The sequence below is a fragment of the Aeromonas sp. A04 genome (assembly GCF_047780465.1).
In the GTDB taxonomy this organism is placed as follows: domain Bacteria; phylum Pseudomonadota; class Gammaproteobacteria; order Enterobacterales; family Aeromonadaceae; genus Aeromonas; species Aeromonas bestiarum.
In genome coordinates, this window is the sequence record NZ_JBLNHP010000001.1 from 583,962 (window position 1) to 599,441 (window position 15,480).

Below are 15,480 nucleotides of genomic sequence, written 5' to 3' on the forward strand. Positions count from 1 at the left end.
TGGCCGGATAAGCAGGGAGCCAGCTTCTTTTTGGCAAACACTATGCATATACTCAGCCATTCTCGCCCCACCTTCACCCCACAGAAGGCCTGATGACCATCCAAGAAAAGTACCGCCTGCATCTGAAATCCCTGTCGGATGAACTGCTGGCCCTGCAAAAGCCCATTCGCATTCTGGATGCCATCAAGTGGCCCCGTCACCTCCAAGCCGATTTTCTGGCCAACGGGGGACGAGTGCTGCCCACCATCGATCAGCACTTCTACGATGCCCTGCCCCTCGGCTTCGATCCCCGCAACAAGTATCTTGAACTCAAGGAGTTGCGGGACAGGATCCGGCGCCGGCTGGGCCCTCAGGATGACCTGGGCCGGATCCTGCAAGAGACGGTCGATCAGTACATGGTGGTGATCGAGATGCTGCGCCAACGCGGGCAGCCTGATTTCCTGCGCTACAGCCAGCTGCTGTACGGCTCGGCCAGCGATCACCTGCGCGGCGATCGCAAGACCCTCAAGGAGCTGGGAGCCCGCTTGTGCGACATCTTCTCCCTGCCCGGTGCCCGTCATCTGGTGCGCCCCTACCCCAAGGAGTTTGAAGGGGAAGCGGCAGTCGCCAAGCTGCAGGGCAAGCTGTCAAGCTATTTCAGCGACGGCACGGTACAGGTCAAACTGAGCGATGGCATCGTCTCAGACGCCGCCGCTGGCGGCGATTACATCAAGCTCAACTCCCACGCCCGCTTCTCCGAGCTGGATCTGCAGGTGTTGGAGGTACACGAGGGCTGGGTGCACGTGGGCACCACCCTCAACGGCCGCCAGCAGCCCTACGCCACCTGGCTCAGCGCCGGCTCGCCGCGCATCACCGCCTGTCAGGAGGGGCTGGCGGTCCTGATCGAGACACTCACCTTCAGCTCCTTTCCGGATCGGGCCAAGCGCATCTCGGATCGGGTAATGGCCATCGACATGGCGGAGCGAGGCGCCAATTTTGTCGAGGTGTTCCAGCATTTTGTGGCGCAGGGCACCAGCGAGCACGATGCCTACAAGATCACCCAGCGGGTGTTTCGTGGCGGCATGGTGGGTGGCGGCGCCTGCTTTACCAAGGATCTCTCCTACGTACGCGGCTACGTGGAGACGGTCAACTTCATCCGCAGCGCCGTGCTGGAAGGGGTCCCCGAGATCCTGCCCATGCTGTTCGTCGGCAAGGTGACCCTGGACGACATCCCCGTACTCTATCAGCACTATCTGGAAGGGCTGATCGATGCCCCCCGCTACCTGCCGCCCATGTTTCGCGATCTCACCGGGCTCTACGTCTGGTTCGGCTTCGCCTCCGGCATGTCGCTGGTGGACATAGGCCGGGTTCAGCAACATTTTCGCCAGCTGTTCCATCGCCTGCCGGTGGCCGATCCCATCATTGCCCCCGTGGATATCGAGATCGACTGAGTCGCAAACAAGAAGGGCGCCAGATTGGCGCCCTTCTCTCTTATCCCGGCCGACTCACTTGTAGGCCCGACCTTCCAGATAGTGCTTGCGGCACAGCGACACATAGCGATCGTTGCCACCTATCTCCACCTGCTCGCCATCGCGCATCACCTGGCCTGCTTCATTGACCCGGGAGTTCATGTGCGCCTTGTTGCCGCACCAGCAGATGCTTTTCAGCTCTTCGAACTTGTCGGCGAGACAGAGCAGATGGTAGGAGCCGGGGAACAGTTCACCGCGAAAGTCGGTCTTGAGACCGTAGGCCATCACGGGAATATCCTGCTCATCGACGATGCGCGCCAGCTGGTAGACCTGCTCGCGGGTCAGAAACTGGGCCTCGTCGACGATGAACACATCGATGCGCTTCTCGGCATGGCGCGCCTTCACCATCTCGAACAGATCGCAGCCGTCACTGAACACATCCACCTTCAGCTCCAATCCCACCCGGGCACTGATCACCCCCGCGCCGAAGCGGTCATCGATGGCCGGTGTCATGGCCAGGGGCTGCATGCCCCGCTCCAGATAATTGAAGTGGGCCTGGATGAGCTGGGTGGATTTGCCTGAATTCATGGTGGCAAATTTGTAGTGCAGTGAAGCCATGGTGTTGTTCCGAAACTGAATTTATGGGGCGCATGCTAACCAAAGCCCCTGCCAAAACCAAGGGGCCCGTGGGCCCCTTGTTCTATTTATGCGATAGCCAGCTCTCGATGGAGCCGAGCCTTGCGCAGATGGTAACCGGAGAAGATCACAAACCAGAGCCCGCTGACCGTGAAGCCTGCCAGCACGGAATGCATCAACCCCATGACCAGGTAACCGAGCGCGGCCCCGAAGGCGATGGCCAGCGCATAGGGCAGCTGGGTCATCACGTGATCGATGTGATGGCACCCTGCGCCCGTGGCCGACAGTATACTGGTGCTCGAGATGGGCGAGCTGTGGTCACCGAACACAGAGCCTGCCAGCACGGCGGCCAGCATGGGCAGCATCAGGCTGATGTCGCTGGCTGCCGCCATGTCACCGGCCAGCGGCAGCATGATGCCGAAGGTGCCCCAGCTGGTGCCGGTGGCAAACGCCATGGCGCAGGAGAGGATGAACACCACCGCCGGCAACACTTCGATCGGCAGGTTGCCGTTGGCCATGGAGGCCAGGTACTTGCCGGTCTCCACGTCGCGTACCACTGCGCCTATGGTCCAGGCAAACAGCAATATGTTGATGGCAGGCAGCATGGCCATGATCCCTTGCGGGGCGGCCTTCATCCAGTTCTTGGCGCCGAGCTTGAGGCGCATGGCCAGACCGATGGACACCACCAGGCTGCACAGGGCGCCATAGACCAGGGAAGAACCGACATTGGTGTTCTCGAACGAGCCGAGCACGCTGAACGGTAGCCCCTTCTCGCTCAGCACGGCGGCACCGGAGTGGATCATGAAGTAGACGGTGGCGGCGGTCAGGGTCAGGATCGGCAACACCATGTCGATCATGCCGCCATTGCTCTCTTCCGGGCTCTCCATGTCCAGACCTATGGGGCGGCCCTTGGACTCGTCCCACAGCTTGCCTTCCAGTGCCCATTGCTCATGCTGACGCATGGAGCCTATGTCGAGCTGGAATGCGATCACCACCAGCACCATGATCAGGGTGAACACGGCGTAGAGGTTCATCGGGATCATTTCGACGAAGGCGGAGATGGGGCTCTGATCGGTCAGACCGTGCGCCGCCATGATGCCCCCCACCAGGGCAATGATGTAGGCACCCCAGGAGGAGATGGGCATCAGCACGCAGACGGGCGCCGCGGTGGAGTCCAGCAGATAGGCCAGCTTGGCACGGGAGATCTGGAAACGGTCGGTGACCGGACGGCAGATGGCCCCCACCGACAGACTGTGGAAGAAGTCATCGATGAAGAAGGCAAACACCATCATGCCGGTGAGCGCCTTGGCCCCCTTGCGGGTCTTGGCACGACGCTCTGCCCACTCGGCGAAGGCACGGGTCGCACCGGAGACGCTCATCAGGCTGATGAGGCCGCCCAGCAGCAGCATGAACAGCAGCATGTTGACGTTGTCACGGTTGAGTGCACCCTCGACCCAGAAGATCTTGAGCACGGTATTCAACATGTAATGCAGGGAATCGAGCGGGGAAAACTGATTGAGCAGCAGGCTGCCGGCAACAATACCTACCCCCAGCGACACCAGGACGCGGCGGGTGATGATCGCCAGAGCGACGGCCAGTAAAGGGGGAATGACAGACCAACCGGAGTCGGCGTAATGAATGATGTCCATGATCTCTTTGCACCTAAAGACAGCAGGTGGAGATCTACCGAGAGGATAAAGAAACAAAACCCATGGGGAGGTTATACTCCTCAGCCCCTTCAGGTAGCGCTCCATAGTGGATGACTATGGCAGTCCTGCACCTGTTCGATGCAGAACCAGCAGCCCGGTATGATGGCCTGGCCACTTCGGCGCTGACTCCTTTCCTCATGCATCACAGGCATCACCCTCCGCACAAGTAGTCATAGGCAGCGCGCCTCTACTTAAAGGTATTCGAGGCACATTTTATCGTGCCGGCACGTTATAGCAAGTTTTTTGATTAAATCCCCACATGGGGCGTTTTAAAATGGCAAAATGGTAGTCAAATGGTGCAAATATATTGGTTTTGTCGCTATTTTCATCTATCCAGAACTCAGTCGAGTATGATGACGGCCAATATTGCTGAATCCAGCCTGAATTCAAAATAGTTCACTTAATTTGCACTCTGAATTTATTAATTCGCTTATCTTGACTTAATAGCAAGCTGCCGTATAAATTACCCAAAATTACTCTTTTTATTTAATTCACTCCTTTGCTCGCGTGGTGGACACTATGAACGAATTTTTGAAAGTACTGCTGAATATCCGTAGCTTGCGCGCAGCTTGCCGTGAGCTGACCCTGGAGCAATTGGAAGAGGGGCTGGAAAAGCTCTCTGCTATTGTTGCCGAACGTCAGCAAGATGAATCCGCCGATCGTCAGGCCCGTGAAGAGCATCAGCGCAAGATTAACGAATATGCCGAAATGCTGAAAGCCGCCGGCATTGATCCGGCCGAACTGGTGGGCACGGTTGCCACTGAACCGGCCAAAGCTGCCAAAGGCAAGCGCGCCCCTCGCCCGGCCAAATATCGCTATCTGGATAACGGCATTGAAAAAACCTGGACCGGTCAGGGTCGCATGCCATCCGTGATTGCCAAGGCCGTTGCCGACGGTAAATCCGTCGAAGAATTTGCCATCTGATCAGGCAAACGACCTCCAATAAAAAACCTCGCACTGCGAGGTTTTTTATTGCCTGATATCAGCTCATCAACTCCGTTCTGCCGCCTTGACCCAGAGCACTTCCGGCGTCGCGGTACAGGCCAGCAGGTAGCGGGCTATGGTGAAGAACCAGTCACTCAGCCGGTTCATATAAGGCAGTATGGCCGGATTGATCTGCTCCGCACGGCTCAGGCTCAGCAGCAGGCGCTCACAGCGACGGGTCAGGGTGCGCACCACATGGGCTTGCGCCACCGCCCGGGAACCACTGGGCAAAATGAAATTGCGCAGCACGGGCAAATTGGCGCTATAGCCATCAATTTGCCGCTCCAGGCGCAAGGTCCACTCATTATTCACCTGCCAGATGGCCTCCTGCTGACCAGCGCTGGAAAATGCCAGTTCACCGCCCAAATCGAACAACTCTTGTTGCAATAATAACAAGTCGGCTAATAAGCCGGTTTCAGCAGCAGGAACCTCGGCAATGAGTAGACCTATATGAGAATTTAATTCATCGATATAGCCATAGGTTTCCACCCGCATATCGTCCTTGGCCAATTGCACACCATCGGCCAGCCGGGTCATGCCTTTATCACCCTGCCTCGTATATATTCTCATACCGACATCCTGTTAATAATGGGAACAATCATGGATTCGAGCCCGTTGAGCTTGATCTCATAGGCAAGGGCCAGGGTCTGGCCCAACGCGCCAGCAGGAAAACCGGTGCGCGCCATCCACACCAGATAGGGCTCTGGAATATCTATGATGCGCCGCCCCTGATATTTGCCGTAAGGCATCTTGTGGGCCAGGGTCAGCAACACCCGCTCGTCAGAGAGCCACTCCATATTAATCAATGTCCAGATATTTATGGGTCTGGATGGAGAGCCGCCAATTACGGGCGATGCAGGTGGCCATCGCCAGCTGGGTGGCTCTGGGCTTCTGGCTGATGGGTTGCAGCGCAATCACCACGTCAGGTCGCAAGGTGGCGGTCGCCAGCAGGGCATCCAGCTCCTCGATATGGCGCTCGGTCGCCACCGGATGCTTGATCTCGTTGGCACGCTCGAGGGCCGAAACCAGCACGGGCAGGCCCCCCTTCATGCCAATCTTGGGCGACACTGTGACCCAGGTATTGGCATGGGTCTGGATCTCGCTGGTACCGCTGGTTTCAATCTGCACCTGGTAACCCGCCTCAATCAGGGCGGTAGAGAGACCCTGCAGATCATACAGGCAGGGTTCCCCACCCGTGATCACCACGTGGCGCGCCTGATAACCGAGCTGCTGGAAACTGGCCAGGATCTGCTCAGTGTTCACCTTGCTCCAACCATCGGATTCATTGGAACAGTCGAGCACCGCCTGAACCCCCACTTCACGAGCGGGATCGACAATCCAGGTATGGCGGGTATCGCACCAGGGGCAGCCCACAGGGCAGCCTTGCAGGCGAACGAAGATGGCGGGCAGGCCGGTGAAGATGCCCTCCCCCTGGATGGTCTGGAAAATCTCGTTGATTGGGTAGTACATCTCGGTCACGGCTTGTTGCAAAAGTCGCGGATTATACCCCAAGCGGAGGCAAGACGCAGGCTCACAGTCCGCTTTTCTCACCCAGCCCGGTTTTCTCGTACAACCGGGCCATGATGCCCGCCTTGTCGGCCAGATACAGATTCAGCCCCCGGCTACGCAGTTCGCAGGCGGGACAGGTACCACAACCATCGCCGGCGATGCCGTTGTAGCAGGTCAGCGTCTGCTGGCGCACCGTCTCCAGGTGACCATAGTGCTCCGCCAGCGCCCAGGTCTCGGCCTTGTCGAGCCACATCAGCGGGGTATCGAAGCGGATGCCGCGACCCAGCCCCAGGGAGACCGCCTGATTGAGCGCCTTGACGAACTCGTCACGACAATCCGGGTAGCCGGAGAAATCGGTCTCGCACACCCCTGTGATCACCGACTCGGCACCCACCTGGTAGGCATAGATGGAGGCCAGGGTCAGAAACAATATGTTGCGGCCCGGCACGAAGGTATTGGGCAGACCATTGTCCTGCAGCTCGCAGCTGACCGGAATGTCGTCCCGGGTCAGGGCCGAGACCGCCAGTTCATTGAGCAGGGTCACGTCCATCACCTTGTGGGCGGCAATGCCAAGCGCGCCGGCCAGTCGGCGAGCCGTCTCTATCTCCTCCCGATGGCGCTGGCCATAGTCAAAGGTAATGGCGTGCACCTCGTCATACTGGGCCAGAGCCTGCACCAGACAGGTGGTGCTGTCCTGCCCACCACTGAATACCACGACGGCTTTTTTCACGTTTATCACTCCTTCAGGCAGTTCAAGTACGGCGACCTTGTGCAAAGTCATGCCACTGCCGGTTTAAATGGGTAAAGAGGTTCATCAGCGGGGCGAAGCGCGCGGGCTCGCCCTCCCACTGGGATAACAGATGATAACCCGCTTCCAGGGTCGACAACGCCTCGGGAAACGGCTTCTTGCGAATGGAGTACTGGCCCGGTATGGCGCCGAGTTTGATCCTGGGCAGCCTTAGCAGCGCCGGATTGCTGTGCAAGATGCGATACGCCTTGCGCCAGGTGCCATCGAGCAGCAAAAAGCAGACCTGACGGCGATCCCCTGCCTGATGCCGTTGATCGCGCACCTGATCCAGCGCCAGCGCATGCTCGTCAGGCCAGAGCAGATAGCAGTGCACCTCGGGATCCGCCAGCAAGTCATTGAGCCAATGCGCCTCGGCAAAATCCTCCCCCACATGAATACTGGCCTGGGTGAGAGAGGCGGCGAGCAGAGCGGCTGTGCCCTTGGGGTGCCCCGCTTCGCTCGGATGCTGCAAAATATGGAGGGGAGCGAGATGCGGCACCTGCCGAATATAATCACACAGACAGGCTTTGAGGGCTCTGGTGCAACGTGTACAGTATCGGCTGTTCTTGTCGTTGGGCTGTTTCATGTTGTCAGAAAAATCAGGATTGCTCTGGGTCATCACGCTTTCACTCGCCAGCTTGTTGCTTTTCTTCACAGTACCGAATCATTTGCTCTCCTTCGATCGCACCCTGATCGCCCAAGGCGAAGGGTGGCGCATCATAACAGGCAATCTGGCCCACACCAATTTATGGCACCTGCTGCTCAACCTGAGCGGCCTGTGCGTGCTCTACAGCCTGTTTCGTGAATACCTGACGGGCTGTCGCCTGCCGGTATTGCTGCTGTTGCTGGGGGGTGCCGTCGGTCTCGGCATCTGGTGGTTATGCCCGCAGACCCAGTGGTACATGGGGCTGTCGGGCGCCTTGCACGGCCTGTTCGTATGGGGAGCCTTGCAGGACATCCGCTATCGCCGCTATTCGGGCTGGCTGATGCTGCTGGGGGTGGCCATCAAGCTTGGAGTGGACTTCTACAGCGCGGGCGAGAGCCCGGTTTCTGTACTGATTGGCGCCCGGGTTCACATCGAATCACATCTGATTGGCTCGGTGGCGGGCCTGCTGCTCGGCCTGTTGCCGGTCAGTCTCGGCAACCAGCCCATCAAGGAGTGATGGCGCCCAACGCCTGCTTGCCTTGGCCAAAAAACAGGCCGGGGGTCACCCGGCCTTCAAACCTTAACGCCCGGCCAGCTCCGCATTGATGCCTGCCAACATGGCGGCGGGATCCTCTGCCTGGGTGATGGGGCGACCTATGACCAGATAGTCGGCGCCGGCTTGCATCGCAGCCAGCGGTGTCATCACCCGGCGTTGATCCCCGGCCGCAGACCCGGTGGGGCGAATACCCGGGGTCACCAGCTTGAAGCCGGCACCGAGCAGGGCCTTGAGTTCACTCGCCTCATTGGCGGAGCAGACCACCCCATCCAGCCCTGCGGCCCTGGTCAATGTCGCCAGCCGGATCACCTGCTCGGCCGGGCTCACATCCAGGCCAAGGGGCGCCATGTCGGCTTGCTCCATGCTGGTCAGCACTGTCACCCCGATCAGCAGCGGCGCCTTGTCGCCATAGGGCAGCAAGGCCTCTCTGGCGGCACGCATCATGCGCTCACCACCGCTGGCATGGACGTTGACCATCCAGACACCCAGCTCGGCACTGGCGGCCACGGCCTTGGCCACGGTATTGGGAATGTCGTGAAACTTCAGATCCAGAAACACATCGAATCCCTTGGCGACCAGCTGACGCACAAACTGAGGGCCAAACAGGGTAAACATCTCCTTGCCTACTTTGAGGCGGCACTGGGCCGGAGAGATACGTTCAATGAACGCGAAGGCATCGGCCTCGTGCTGATAATCCAGCGCTACCAGTACTTTGGGATCTAGCATCTCACTTCCTATTGATTGTTGTTCACCATCTGGGCACGGCTTCACCATCCAGGCCCAGGTTCAACCTGATGACACCGCGGCGGCACTTGCAGCTCCCGGCATCTCACTTTCAATTGATCTGGCTCTTACTCGCCGTCCAGGCCGCGGATCGGCTTGATGGATCCCCACTGACGGCAGGATGGGCACTGCCAGAACAGCGAGTGGGTGGCAAAACCACACTGCCGACACTTGTGGGTGGATTTGATCTTGATCTGTTCGCCAACCAGTTGCTGCAGCAACTCCAGGCTCTCCTTGGCGGGCCCCTCCTCCGCGCTGGCAAGCTGGAAGCCCACCAACTGGTAGAAGCCCTTCATGGAGGGGTGACGGCGCAGCTGGCGCAGCACCAGCGCGCGGGCCTGACTCAGGCCATCGCGCTCCTCCACCAGTTTGGCAAGGGCCAGGGTCACGCTGACGCCGGCGTGATCCTCCACCGCCTGCTCCAGCAAGGGAATGAGCTCGAGAGAGCGGCCCTGGCGCTGGTAGCATTCGGTGAGCCGGGGGATGGCTTCGGAGGCAAAATCGATGTCCTGCTCGAACACCCGCAGCAGATCCTTGCCGGCCTGCTCATACTCCCCCGCCTCCATCGCCAGTTCGGCCAGCCGCAGGCTGGCGCGGGCACAGGCAGGGTTGACCCCCAGCGCCCGCTTGAGCTTGGCAAGCCCAGCTGGCTTGTCGCCGTCGCGCAAGGCACTGTCTGCCTGCTCGCAATAGAAATGGGAGATGGGATCGGCCAGCTTCTTGCCCTGATATTTTTGCAACCGCACCGCGACCTCGATGGCCTTGTCCCAGTCACGCAACTGCTGATGGATGATCAACAACTGGGCCAGCGCCGTCTCCTCATAGTCACCGTCTTCGCACAACTCGTTCCAGAGCGCCTCGGCCCTGTCCAGCAAGCCTGCGGCCAGGAAGTCGCGCGCCAGCTCCTGCAACGCGAGCTGGCGCTGTTCACGGGTCAACTCACGGGTCACCAGGTTCTGGTGGATCTTGATGGCACGGTCGACTTCGCCGCGCTGGCGAAACAGGTTGCCAAGGGAGAGGTGGGTTTCGATGGTTTCGCTGTCCACTTCCAGCAGCTGGATGAAGAGATCCACCGCCTTGTCCGACTCGTCAGACAGCAAATAGTTGAGGCCCGCCACGTACTGGCGGGAAAATTGGTTACTCTGTTTCTGGGTGTCCTGGCGAACACTCCTGCGCCCCATGTACCAGCCATAACCAGCGGCAATCGGCAACAGCAGGAAAAGCAGTTCAAGCATCGAGGGACATTATTCCTTGACTGCCGACCGAGCCAGCTCCAACTCGCGGGATTGACGACGCATGGTGCGGTTGAGGGTGCGGTTTTGCATCTTGAGGCGCAAAAACAGCAGGCCGAATACCAGCCAGCCGAGCAGGAAACCACCGCCAAAGAAGAAACCCAGCAGCATGGAGAGCGAGAACTCCCCTTGGGCAATCAGATAGTTGAACTGCACCAGCTGACCATTTTGCGAACCGATGGCCAGGGTCAGAATAAACACCAGCACCAGCGGAATGAGGGCCAAGATACGCTTCATAGGAGCTCCCTGTCAGTATCTAATGAAAGGCTGATTATCCTTAAAATCACGGGCAGACTCTAGAGCGAATGGGAAAAGACTTGGAGAAACCGGACGATTGGCACAATAGCGGCCATAAAAACAAAAAAGGCATACCCAAGTATGCCGTTTTCTGCATTATTCAATAATGTTCACGCGCTCGCGCAACTCTTTGCCAGGTTTGAAGTGAGGGACATATTTCCCGGTCAGTTCAACCTTGTCCCCGGTCTTGGGATTACGACCCACACGGGGGGCACGATAGTGCAGTGAAAAACTTCCAAATCCACGGATTTCAATCCGATCGCCGTTTTGCAAAGTCGATGCCATCTGCTCAAGGATCTCCTTGATGGCAGCTTCGACATCCTTGGCCGGCATATGCATGCGGCTCGCAGCCAATTGTTCGATGAGATCTGATTTGGTCATAACGTTAAATCTCCTTCCCCGATCACATGCAATATTCATTACGCCAATATAAAAAAGGGCGGCGTGAAGCCGCCCTTTTCTTGCATCAAGGATTATTCACCCTTGGCAGCTTTGAACGCTTCAGCCATAGCATTGCTGAACACAACTTCTTCTTGTTGGTTCAGGCTATCGATAGCAACACGCTCGTCAGCCTCGTCCTTAGCACGGACAGACAGGCTTACGGTGCGGTTCTTACGATCAACGCCCATGAACTTGGCTTCAACTTCATCACCAACAGACAGTACCAGAGTCGCGTCTTCAACACGGTCACGAGCAGCGTCGGAGGCACGCAGGTAGCCTTCTACGCCGTCAGCCAGTTCGATCACGGCACCCTTGGCATCAACCTCGGTAACCTTACCCTTCACAATAGCACCTTTCTTGTTATCAGACAGGTACTTATTGAACGGGTCTTCTTCGATCTGCTTGACACCCAGGGAGATGCGCTCACGCTCCGGGTCCACTTGCAGAACAACGGCTTCGATCTCGTCGCCTTTCTTGAATTCACGAACTGCTTCTTCGCCCTGGTTGTTCCAGGAGATGTCAGACAGGTGAACCAGGCCGTCGATGCCGCCGTCCAGACCGATGAAGATACCAAAGTCAGTGATAGACTTGATTTTACCGGAAACACGGTCGCCCTTGGCGTGAGTTTCGGCAAACAGCTGCCACGGGTTGGATTTGCACTGCTTCAGACCCAGGGAGATACGACGACGTTCTTCGTCGATATCCAGAACCATCACGTCAACCACGTCGCCAACGTTAACAACTTTGGACGGGTGGATGTTCTTGTTGGTCCAATCCATCTCGGATACGTGTACCAGGCCTTCAACGCCTTCTTCGATTTCAACGAAGCAGCCGTAGTCGGTCAGGTTGGTCACGCGGCCAGACAGACGGGTGGTCTCCGGGTAACGCTTGGCGATAGCAACCCAGGGATCTTCGCCCAGCTGCTTCAGACCCAGAGATACACGGGTACGCTCGCGGTCGAACTTCAGAACCTTGACTGCGATCTCGTCGCCAACGTTGACGATTTCGGAAGGATGCTTAACGCGCTTCCACGCCATGTCGGTGATGTGCAGCAGGCCGTCAACACCGCCCAGATCTACGAATGCACCGTAGTCGGTCAGGTTCTTGACGATACCCTTAACTTCTTGACCTTCTTGCAGGTTAGCCAGCAGGCTCTCGCGCTCGGAGGTGTTCTCGGTCTCGATCACGGCACGACGGGAAACAACAACGTTGTTGCGCTTCTGGTCCAGCTTGATGACTTTGAACTCGAGTTCTTTGTTTTCCAGGTGAGCGGTGTCACGGATCGGACGCACGTCAACCAGAGAACCCGGCAGGAAGGCACGGATGCCATTCAGTTCAACGGTGAAACCACCCTTGACCTTGCCGTTGATGATACCGATAACGGTAGCTTGCTCTTCGTAAGCTTTTTCAAGCTGCAGCCAGGCTTCGTGGCGCTTGGCTTTTTCACGGGACAGCTTGGTTTCGCCGAAACCATCTTCGATAGAGTCCAGAGCTACGTCAACAGTGTCACCCACACTGATTTCCAGCTCGCCCAGGGCGTTCTTGAATTCTTCAGCCGGGATGGCGGACTCAGATTTCAGACCGGCGTCAACCAGTACGAAACCGTTCTCGATAGCAACGACAGTACCCTTGACGATGGAACCTTGACGGGTTTCAACGGAGTTCAGGGACTCTTCAAAGAGTTGAGCAAAAGATTCGATCATTGTTTATGTCACAAATGAAACATCCACTTGCAATCCGGCACAAGCGGGGCTGTTTTAAATAATCTGCGCCATCCTTGGTGCAGACGACCGGATGTCAGCTTGCGCTGGCATCACCAAGTTGTTGCTCTGCATAGGCGAGTACCGTTGCCAGCACTTCATCTATGGTCATGGCGGTAGAATCCACCACGAGAGCATCTTCTGCCGGTTTAAGGGGCGCTACGGCGCGATTTCTGTCGCGATCGTCACGTTCCCGAATCTCGGTTAAAAGACGCTCAAAGTTAACATCAAAGCCCTTATCTTGCAACTGCTTATAGCGGCGCTGGGCGCGTTCTTCCGCACTGGCGTCGAGGAAAATCTTCACCTCGGCCTCCTGGAAAACCACGGTTCCCATGTCACGTCCGTCGGCGATCAGACCCGGTGCCTGACGAAATGCACGCTGGCGGCGCAGCAGGGCTTCGCGTACCCGTGGGAAGGCGGCGATTTTGCTCGCGGCATTGCCCACCTCTTCGGTACGTATGGTACGGGAGACATCCTCCCCTTCCAGCACTACCTTGACCTGCTCGCTGTCCACCTGGAATTGCACATCCAGATTGGCAGCCAGTGGGACCAGCGCGGCTTCAGAATCGAGCTCTACATCGTGATGCAAGGCAGCCAGGGCCAACACCCGGTAGATGGCGCCGGAATCGAGCAGGTGCCAACCCAGTTTCTCAGCCAGCAACTGGCACAGGGTGCCTTTACCGGCACCACTCGGGCCATCGATTGTCATCACGGGGGCCATCTGAGGCATAACTTCTCTCCTGCACACTTGTTGCACACATCCCGGAAGGGATGGGGTAATGGGCGCCGATTATACCCAAATGTGCCGAGCCTGGCAGTCGTCAAGGCGCACATTTGCGCAGAAGCCGTCGCGATCGCGTGGTTTGCGTACAGCGACTCAAGTCATTAAACAGTGCAAGGTTTTGTTCTTATGGTTGTTATGGACAAGGCGCGCTAAACTGGCCGCCCTTTTTAAGCAGCTGTAGTAAGGAGCAACCTATGAGCAGCGTTACCCTCGTGGCCAAATCCAAGTTGCCGACCCCCTGGGGCACCTTCACGCTGGTAGGCTTTCAGGAAACCGGTACCGGCAAGGATCATGCTGCGCTGGTGATGGGCGATGTCACGGGTGATGAGCCTGTGCTGGGCCGCATTCACTCTGAGTGCCTGACCGGAGACGCCCTGTTCAGCCTGCGCTGCGACTGCGGTTTTCAATTGCAGGCCGCCATGGAGAACATCGCCAAGGCCGGTCGTGGCGTCTTGCTGTACGTACGCCAGGAAGGGCGCGGCATAGGCCTGCTCAACAAGATCCGGGCCTACCACCTGCAGGATCAGGGCGCCGATACCGTTGAGGCCAATGTGGCGCTGGGCTTTGCCGCCGACATGCGCGACTACACCATCTGCGCCGACATGCTCAAGGCGTTGCACGTCACCAGTTTGCGTTTGATGACCAACAACCCGCGCAAGATGAAGGCAATGGAGAGCTTTGGCATTCCGGTGGCGGAGCGGGTTCCCCTGCAGGAAGGGCGCAATCCCCACAACGAGTTTTATCTCTCGACCAAGGCGAGCAAGCTGGATCACCTGTTCAAGAAGTGATCCCGACTCGTCCACGCCGGCATGAAAAACGCCTCCCATCGGGAGGCGTTTTTGTTGGCAGACACTCAGACTGGCCGCGCTAGCGGATGGGCAGCTCGATATCGGCGAACATGGCATCCACATCGTCACTGGAGCGCAGCGCAATGGCGCGCTCCACCACATCCCGGGTCAGGTGCGGGGCGAAACGGGTCATGAAGTCATACATGTAGGTGCGCAGGAAGGAGCCCTTGCGAAATCCTATCTTGGTGGTGCTGTGGGCGAACAGGTGGCTGGCATCGAGCGCCACCAGATCGGTATCGACCTGGGGATCCAGCGCCATGGTCGCCATCACGCCGATCCCCACCCCCAATCGCACATAGGTCTTGATCACGTCGGCATCGGTGGCGGTGAAGACGATGTTGGGTTCGAACCCGGCCCGGTTGAAGGCGGTATCTAGTTCGGAGCGGCCGGTGAAGCCGAACACATAGGTCACCAGCGGGAAGCGGGCAATATCGGCAATGGAGAGCTTGCCAACCTGGGTCAGCGGGTGGCCCTTGGGCACGATCACGCTGCGATTCCAGTGGTAGCAAGGCAGCATGATGAGATCTTCGTACAGGTGCAGCGCCTCGGTGGCAATGGCAAAGTCGGCCTGGCCCTTGACCACGGCTTCGCTGATCTGGGTCGGGGTGCCCTGATGCATGTGCAGGGAGACCTTGGGAAAGCGCTTGATGAACCCCTTGATCACATCGGGCAACGCATAGCGGGCCTGGGTATGGGTGGTCGCGATATGCAGCGTGCCCTGCTCGGGATGAGTATGCTGGCTCGCCACCGCCTTGATGCTCTCCACCTTGCCCAGGATCTCGTTGGCTATCTTGATCACATCCCGCCCTGCCGGAGTGATCTGGGTCAGATGCTTGCCACTGCGCTCGAAAATCTGGATCCCCAGCTCATCTTCCAGCATGCGCACCTGCTTGCTGATCCCTGGCTGAGAGGTGTAGAGGCTCTCTGCCGTTGCCGACACGTTCAATCTGTGGTTGGCAACCTCAACGATATAACGCAACTGTTGGAGTTTCATGGTGTT

18 protein-coding genes and 1 riboswitch are annotated in these 15,480 nt (G+C 58.1%); of the genes, 4 read left to right on the top strand and 14 right to left on the bottom strand.

The annotated features are described in order from the left end of the window. Window positions 1-92: 92 nt before the first annotated feature. The gene (locus ACM3N8_RS02530) at window positions 93-1,430 is read left to right on the top strand and encodes a flavohemoglobin expression-modulating QEGLA motif protein (RefSeq protein ID WP_290016823.1); all 1,338 of its coding nucleotides are present in this window, start codon (window positions 93-95) and stop codon (window positions 1,428-1,430) included. Window positions 1,431-1,484: 54 nt separating this feature from the next. On the opposite strand, the gene ACM3N8_RS02535 is transcribed toward ACM3N8_RS02530, so the two are convergent. Together ACM3N8_RS02535 and ACM3N8_RS02540 are read right to left on the bottom strand one after the other, a co-directional pair. Continuing rightward, entirely contained in the window at window positions 1,485-2,066 is a 582-nt protein-coding gene (locus ACM3N8_RS02535; protein WP_043136617.1) for a thymidine kinase, read from the bottom strand. 86 nt (window positions 2,067-2,152) lie between these two features. After that, window positions 2,153-3,733: a Na+/H+ antiporter NhaC family protein gene (locus tag ACM3N8_RS02540; RefSeq protein ID WP_042871359.1), complete on the bottom strand. Its 1,581-nt coding sequence runs from the start codon at window positions 3,731-3,733 to the stop codon at window positions 2,153-2,155. 86 nt (window positions 3,734-3,819) lie between these two features. Beyond that, window positions 3,820-3,991, bottom strand: a riboswitch (Lysine riboswitch). 321 nt (window positions 3,992-4,312) lie between these two features. Here ACM3N8_RS02540 and ACM3N8_RS02545 point away from each other — a divergent pair. Further along, window positions 4,313-4,717 (top strand): H-NS family nucleoid-associated regulatory protein, encoded by a 405-nt coding sequence (locus ACM3N8_RS02545; protein ID WP_042871358.1) that lies wholly within the window; start codon window positions 4,313-4,315, stop codon window positions 4,715-4,717. A 66-nt stretch (window positions 4,718-4,783) separates the two neighbouring features. On the opposite strand, the gene ACM3N8_RS02550 is transcribed toward ACM3N8_RS02545, so the two are convergent. The 5 genes from ACM3N8_RS02550 to ACM3N8_RS02570 all read right to left on the bottom strand — a co-directional run bounded on the left by ACM3N8_RS02550 (window position 4,784) and on the right by ACM3N8_RS02570 (window position 7,728). Next, window positions 4,784-5,347: a cob(I)yrinic acid a,c-diamide adenosyltransferase gene (locus tag ACM3N8_RS02550; RefSeq protein WP_274452103.1), complete on the bottom strand. Its 564-nt coding sequence runs from the start codon at window positions 5,345-5,347 to the stop codon at window positions 4,784-4,786. Further along, window positions 5,344-5,574 carry a DUF3820 family protein gene (locus tag ACM3N8_RS02555; RefSeq protein WP_042871355.1) on the bottom strand — a complete coding sequence of 77 codons (231 nt, stop codon included), beginning with the start codon at window positions 5,572-5,574 and terminating at the stop codon, window positions 5,344-5,346. Before ACM3N8_RS02555 ends, ACM3N8_RS02550 begins: the two co-directional genes overlap by 4 nt. A 1-nt stretch (window position 5,575) precedes the next feature. Next, a complete protein-coding gene (queE, locus tag ACM3N8_RS02560; RefSeq protein ID WP_416015414.1) occupies window positions 5,576-6,247 on the bottom strand; it encodes a 7-carboxy-7-deazaguanine synthase QueE in 672 nt (223 codons plus the stop codon). 61 nt (window positions 6,248-6,308) lie between these two features. Beyond that, entirely contained in the window at window positions 6,309-7,016 is a 708-nt protein-coding gene (queC, locus tag ACM3N8_RS02565; RefSeq protein WP_416015415.1) for a 7-cyano-7-deazaguanine synthase QueC, read from the bottom strand. A gap of 22 nt (window positions 7,017-7,038) precedes the next feature. Then, on the bottom strand, window positions 7,039-7,728 hold the full coding sequence (locus ACM3N8_RS02570) for a tRNA-uridine aminocarboxypropyltransferase (protein WP_122974233.1): 690 nt from the start codon (window positions 7,726-7,728) through the stop codon (window positions 7,039-7,041). Here ACM3N8_RS02570 and rrtA point away from each other — a divergent pair. Further along, the gene (gene rrtA, locus ACM3N8_RS02575) at window positions 7,658-8,236 is read left to right on the top strand and encodes a rhombosortase (protein WP_240485600.1); all 579 of its coding nucleotides are present in this window, start codon (window positions 7,658-7,660) and stop codon (window positions 8,234-8,236) included. The genes ACM3N8_RS02570 and rrtA overlap by 71 nt on opposite strands. A gap of 63 nt (window positions 8,237-8,299) precedes the next feature. On the opposite strand, the gene pyrF is transcribed toward rrtA, so the two are convergent. From pyrF to cmk, 6 genes are all read right to left on the bottom strand, one after another. Then, window positions 8,300-9,001, bottom strand: coding sequence for an orotidine-5'-phosphate decarboxylase (gene pyrF / locus ACM3N8_RS02580; RefSeq protein WP_290016830.1), 702 nt, complete (start codon window positions 8,999-9,001; stop codon window positions 8,300-8,302). Between the two features lie 125 nt (window positions 9,002-9,126). Beyond that, window positions 9,127-10,293: a lipopolysaccharide assembly protein LapB gene (gene lapB, locus ACM3N8_RS02585; protein WP_098984332.1), complete on the bottom strand. Its 1,167-nt coding sequence runs from the start codon at window positions 10,291-10,293 to the stop codon at window positions 9,127-9,129. 9 nt (window positions 10,294-10,302) lie between these two features. Further along, a complete protein-coding gene (locus ACM3N8_RS02590) occupies window positions 10,303-10,587 on the bottom strand; it encodes a LapA family protein (RefSeq protein WP_042034338.1) in 285 nt (94 codons plus the stop codon). Window positions 10,588-10,743: 156 nt separating this feature from the next. Beyond that, complete coding sequence (gene ihfB, locus ACM3N8_RS02595; protein ID WP_005299934.1) at window positions 10,744-11,028, bottom strand: integration host factor subunit beta; 285 nt, start codon at window positions 11,026-11,028, stop codon at window positions 10,744-10,746. Between the two features lie 92 nt (window positions 11,029-11,120). Beyond that, window positions 11,121-12,791, bottom strand: coding sequence for a 30S ribosomal protein S1 (gene rpsA / locus ACM3N8_RS02600; protein ID WP_042034339.1), 1,671 nt, complete (start codon window positions 12,789-12,791; stop codon window positions 11,121-11,123). 94 nt (window positions 12,792-12,885) lie between these two features. Beyond that, complete coding sequence (gene cmk, locus ACM3N8_RS02605) at window positions 12,886-13,578, bottom strand: (d)CMP kinase (RefSeq protein WP_042871343.1); 693 nt, start codon at window positions 13,576-13,578, stop codon at window positions 12,886-12,888. Window positions 13,579-13,826: 248 nt separating this feature from the next. Here cmk and ribA point away from each other — a divergent pair, with 248 nt between their 5' ends. Further along, the gene (ribA, locus tag ACM3N8_RS02610; RefSeq protein WP_043555348.1) at window positions 13,827-14,420 is read left to right on the top strand and encodes a GTP cyclohydrolase II; all 594 of its coding nucleotides are present in this window, start codon (window positions 13,827-13,829) and stop codon (window positions 14,418-14,420) included. 79 nt (window positions 14,421-14,499) lie between these two features. Here ribA and cysB read toward each other — a convergent pair whose 3' ends face one another. Beyond that, on the bottom strand, window positions 14,500-15,474 hold the full coding sequence (cysB, locus tag ACM3N8_RS02615) for an HTH-type transcriptional regulator CysB (RefSeq protein ID WP_043136635.1): 975 nt from the start codon (window positions 15,472-15,474) through the stop codon (window positions 14,500-14,502). Window positions 15,475-15,480: the final 6 nt, after the last annotated feature.

Excerpts from the sequence above, each read along its gene's own strand:
- ACM3N8_RS02530 (WP_290016823.1), top strand. The coding sequence starts at position 93 with ATGACCATCCAAGAAAAGTACCGCCTGCATCTGAAATCCCTGTCGGAT.
- ACM3N8_RS02535 (WP_043136617.1), bottom strand. The coding sequence starts at position 2,066 with ATGGCTTCACTGCACTACAAATTTGCCACCATGAATTCAGGCAAATCC.
- ACM3N8_RS02540 (WP_042871359.1), bottom strand. The coding sequence starts at position 3,733 with ATGGACATCATTCATTACGCCGACTCCGGTTGGTCTGTCATTCCCCCT.
- ACM3N8_RS02545 (WP_042871358.1), top strand. The coding sequence starts at position 4,313 with ATGAACGAATTTTTGAAAGTACTGCTGAATATCCGTAGCTTGCGCGCA.
- ACM3N8_RS02550 (WP_274452103.1), bottom strand. The coding sequence starts at position 5,347 with ATGAGAATATATACGAGGCAGGGTGATAAAGGCATGACCCGGCTGGCC.
- ACM3N8_RS02555 (WP_042871355.1), bottom strand. The coding sequence starts at position 5,574 with ATGGAGTGGCTCTCTGACGAGCGGGTGTTGCTGACCCTGGCCCACAAG.
- queE (WP_416015414.1), bottom strand. The coding sequence starts at position 6,247 with ATGTACTACCCAATCAACGAGATTTTCCAGACCATCCAGGGGGAGGGC.
- rrtA (WP_240485600.1), top strand. The coding sequence starts at position 7,658 with ATGTTGTCAGAAAAATCAGGATTGCTCTGGGTCATCACGCTTTCACTC.
- pyrF (WP_290016830.1), bottom strand. The coding sequence starts at position 9,001 with ATGCTAGATCCCAAAGTACTGGTAGCGCTGGATTATCAGCACGAGGCC.
- lapB (WP_098984332.1), bottom strand. The coding sequence starts at position 10,293 with ATGCTTGAACTGCTTTTCCTGCTGTTGCCGATTGCCGCTGGTTATGGC.
- ACM3N8_RS02590 (WP_042034338.1), bottom strand. The coding sequence starts at position 10,587 with ATGAAGCGTATCTTGGCCCTCATTCCGCTGGTGCTGGTGTTTATTCTG.
- ihfB (WP_005299934.1), bottom strand. The coding sequence starts at position 11,028 with ATGACCAAATCAGATCTCATCGAACAATTGGCTGCGAGCCGCATGCAT.
- rpsA (WP_042034339.1), bottom strand. The coding sequence starts at position 12,791 with ATGATCGAATCTTTTGCTCAACTCTTTGAAGAGTCCCTGAACTCCGTT.
- cmk (WP_042871343.1), bottom strand. The coding sequence starts at position 13,578 with ATGCCTCAGATGGCCCCCGTGATGACAATCGATGGCCCGAGTGGTGCC.
- ribA (WP_043555348.1), top strand. The coding sequence starts at position 13,827 with ATGAGCAGCGTTACCCTCGTGGCCAAATCCAAGTTGCCGACCCCCTGG.
- cysB (WP_043136635.1), bottom strand. The coding sequence starts at position 15,474 with ATGAAACTCCAACAGTTGCGTTATATCGTTGAGGTTGCCAACCACAGA.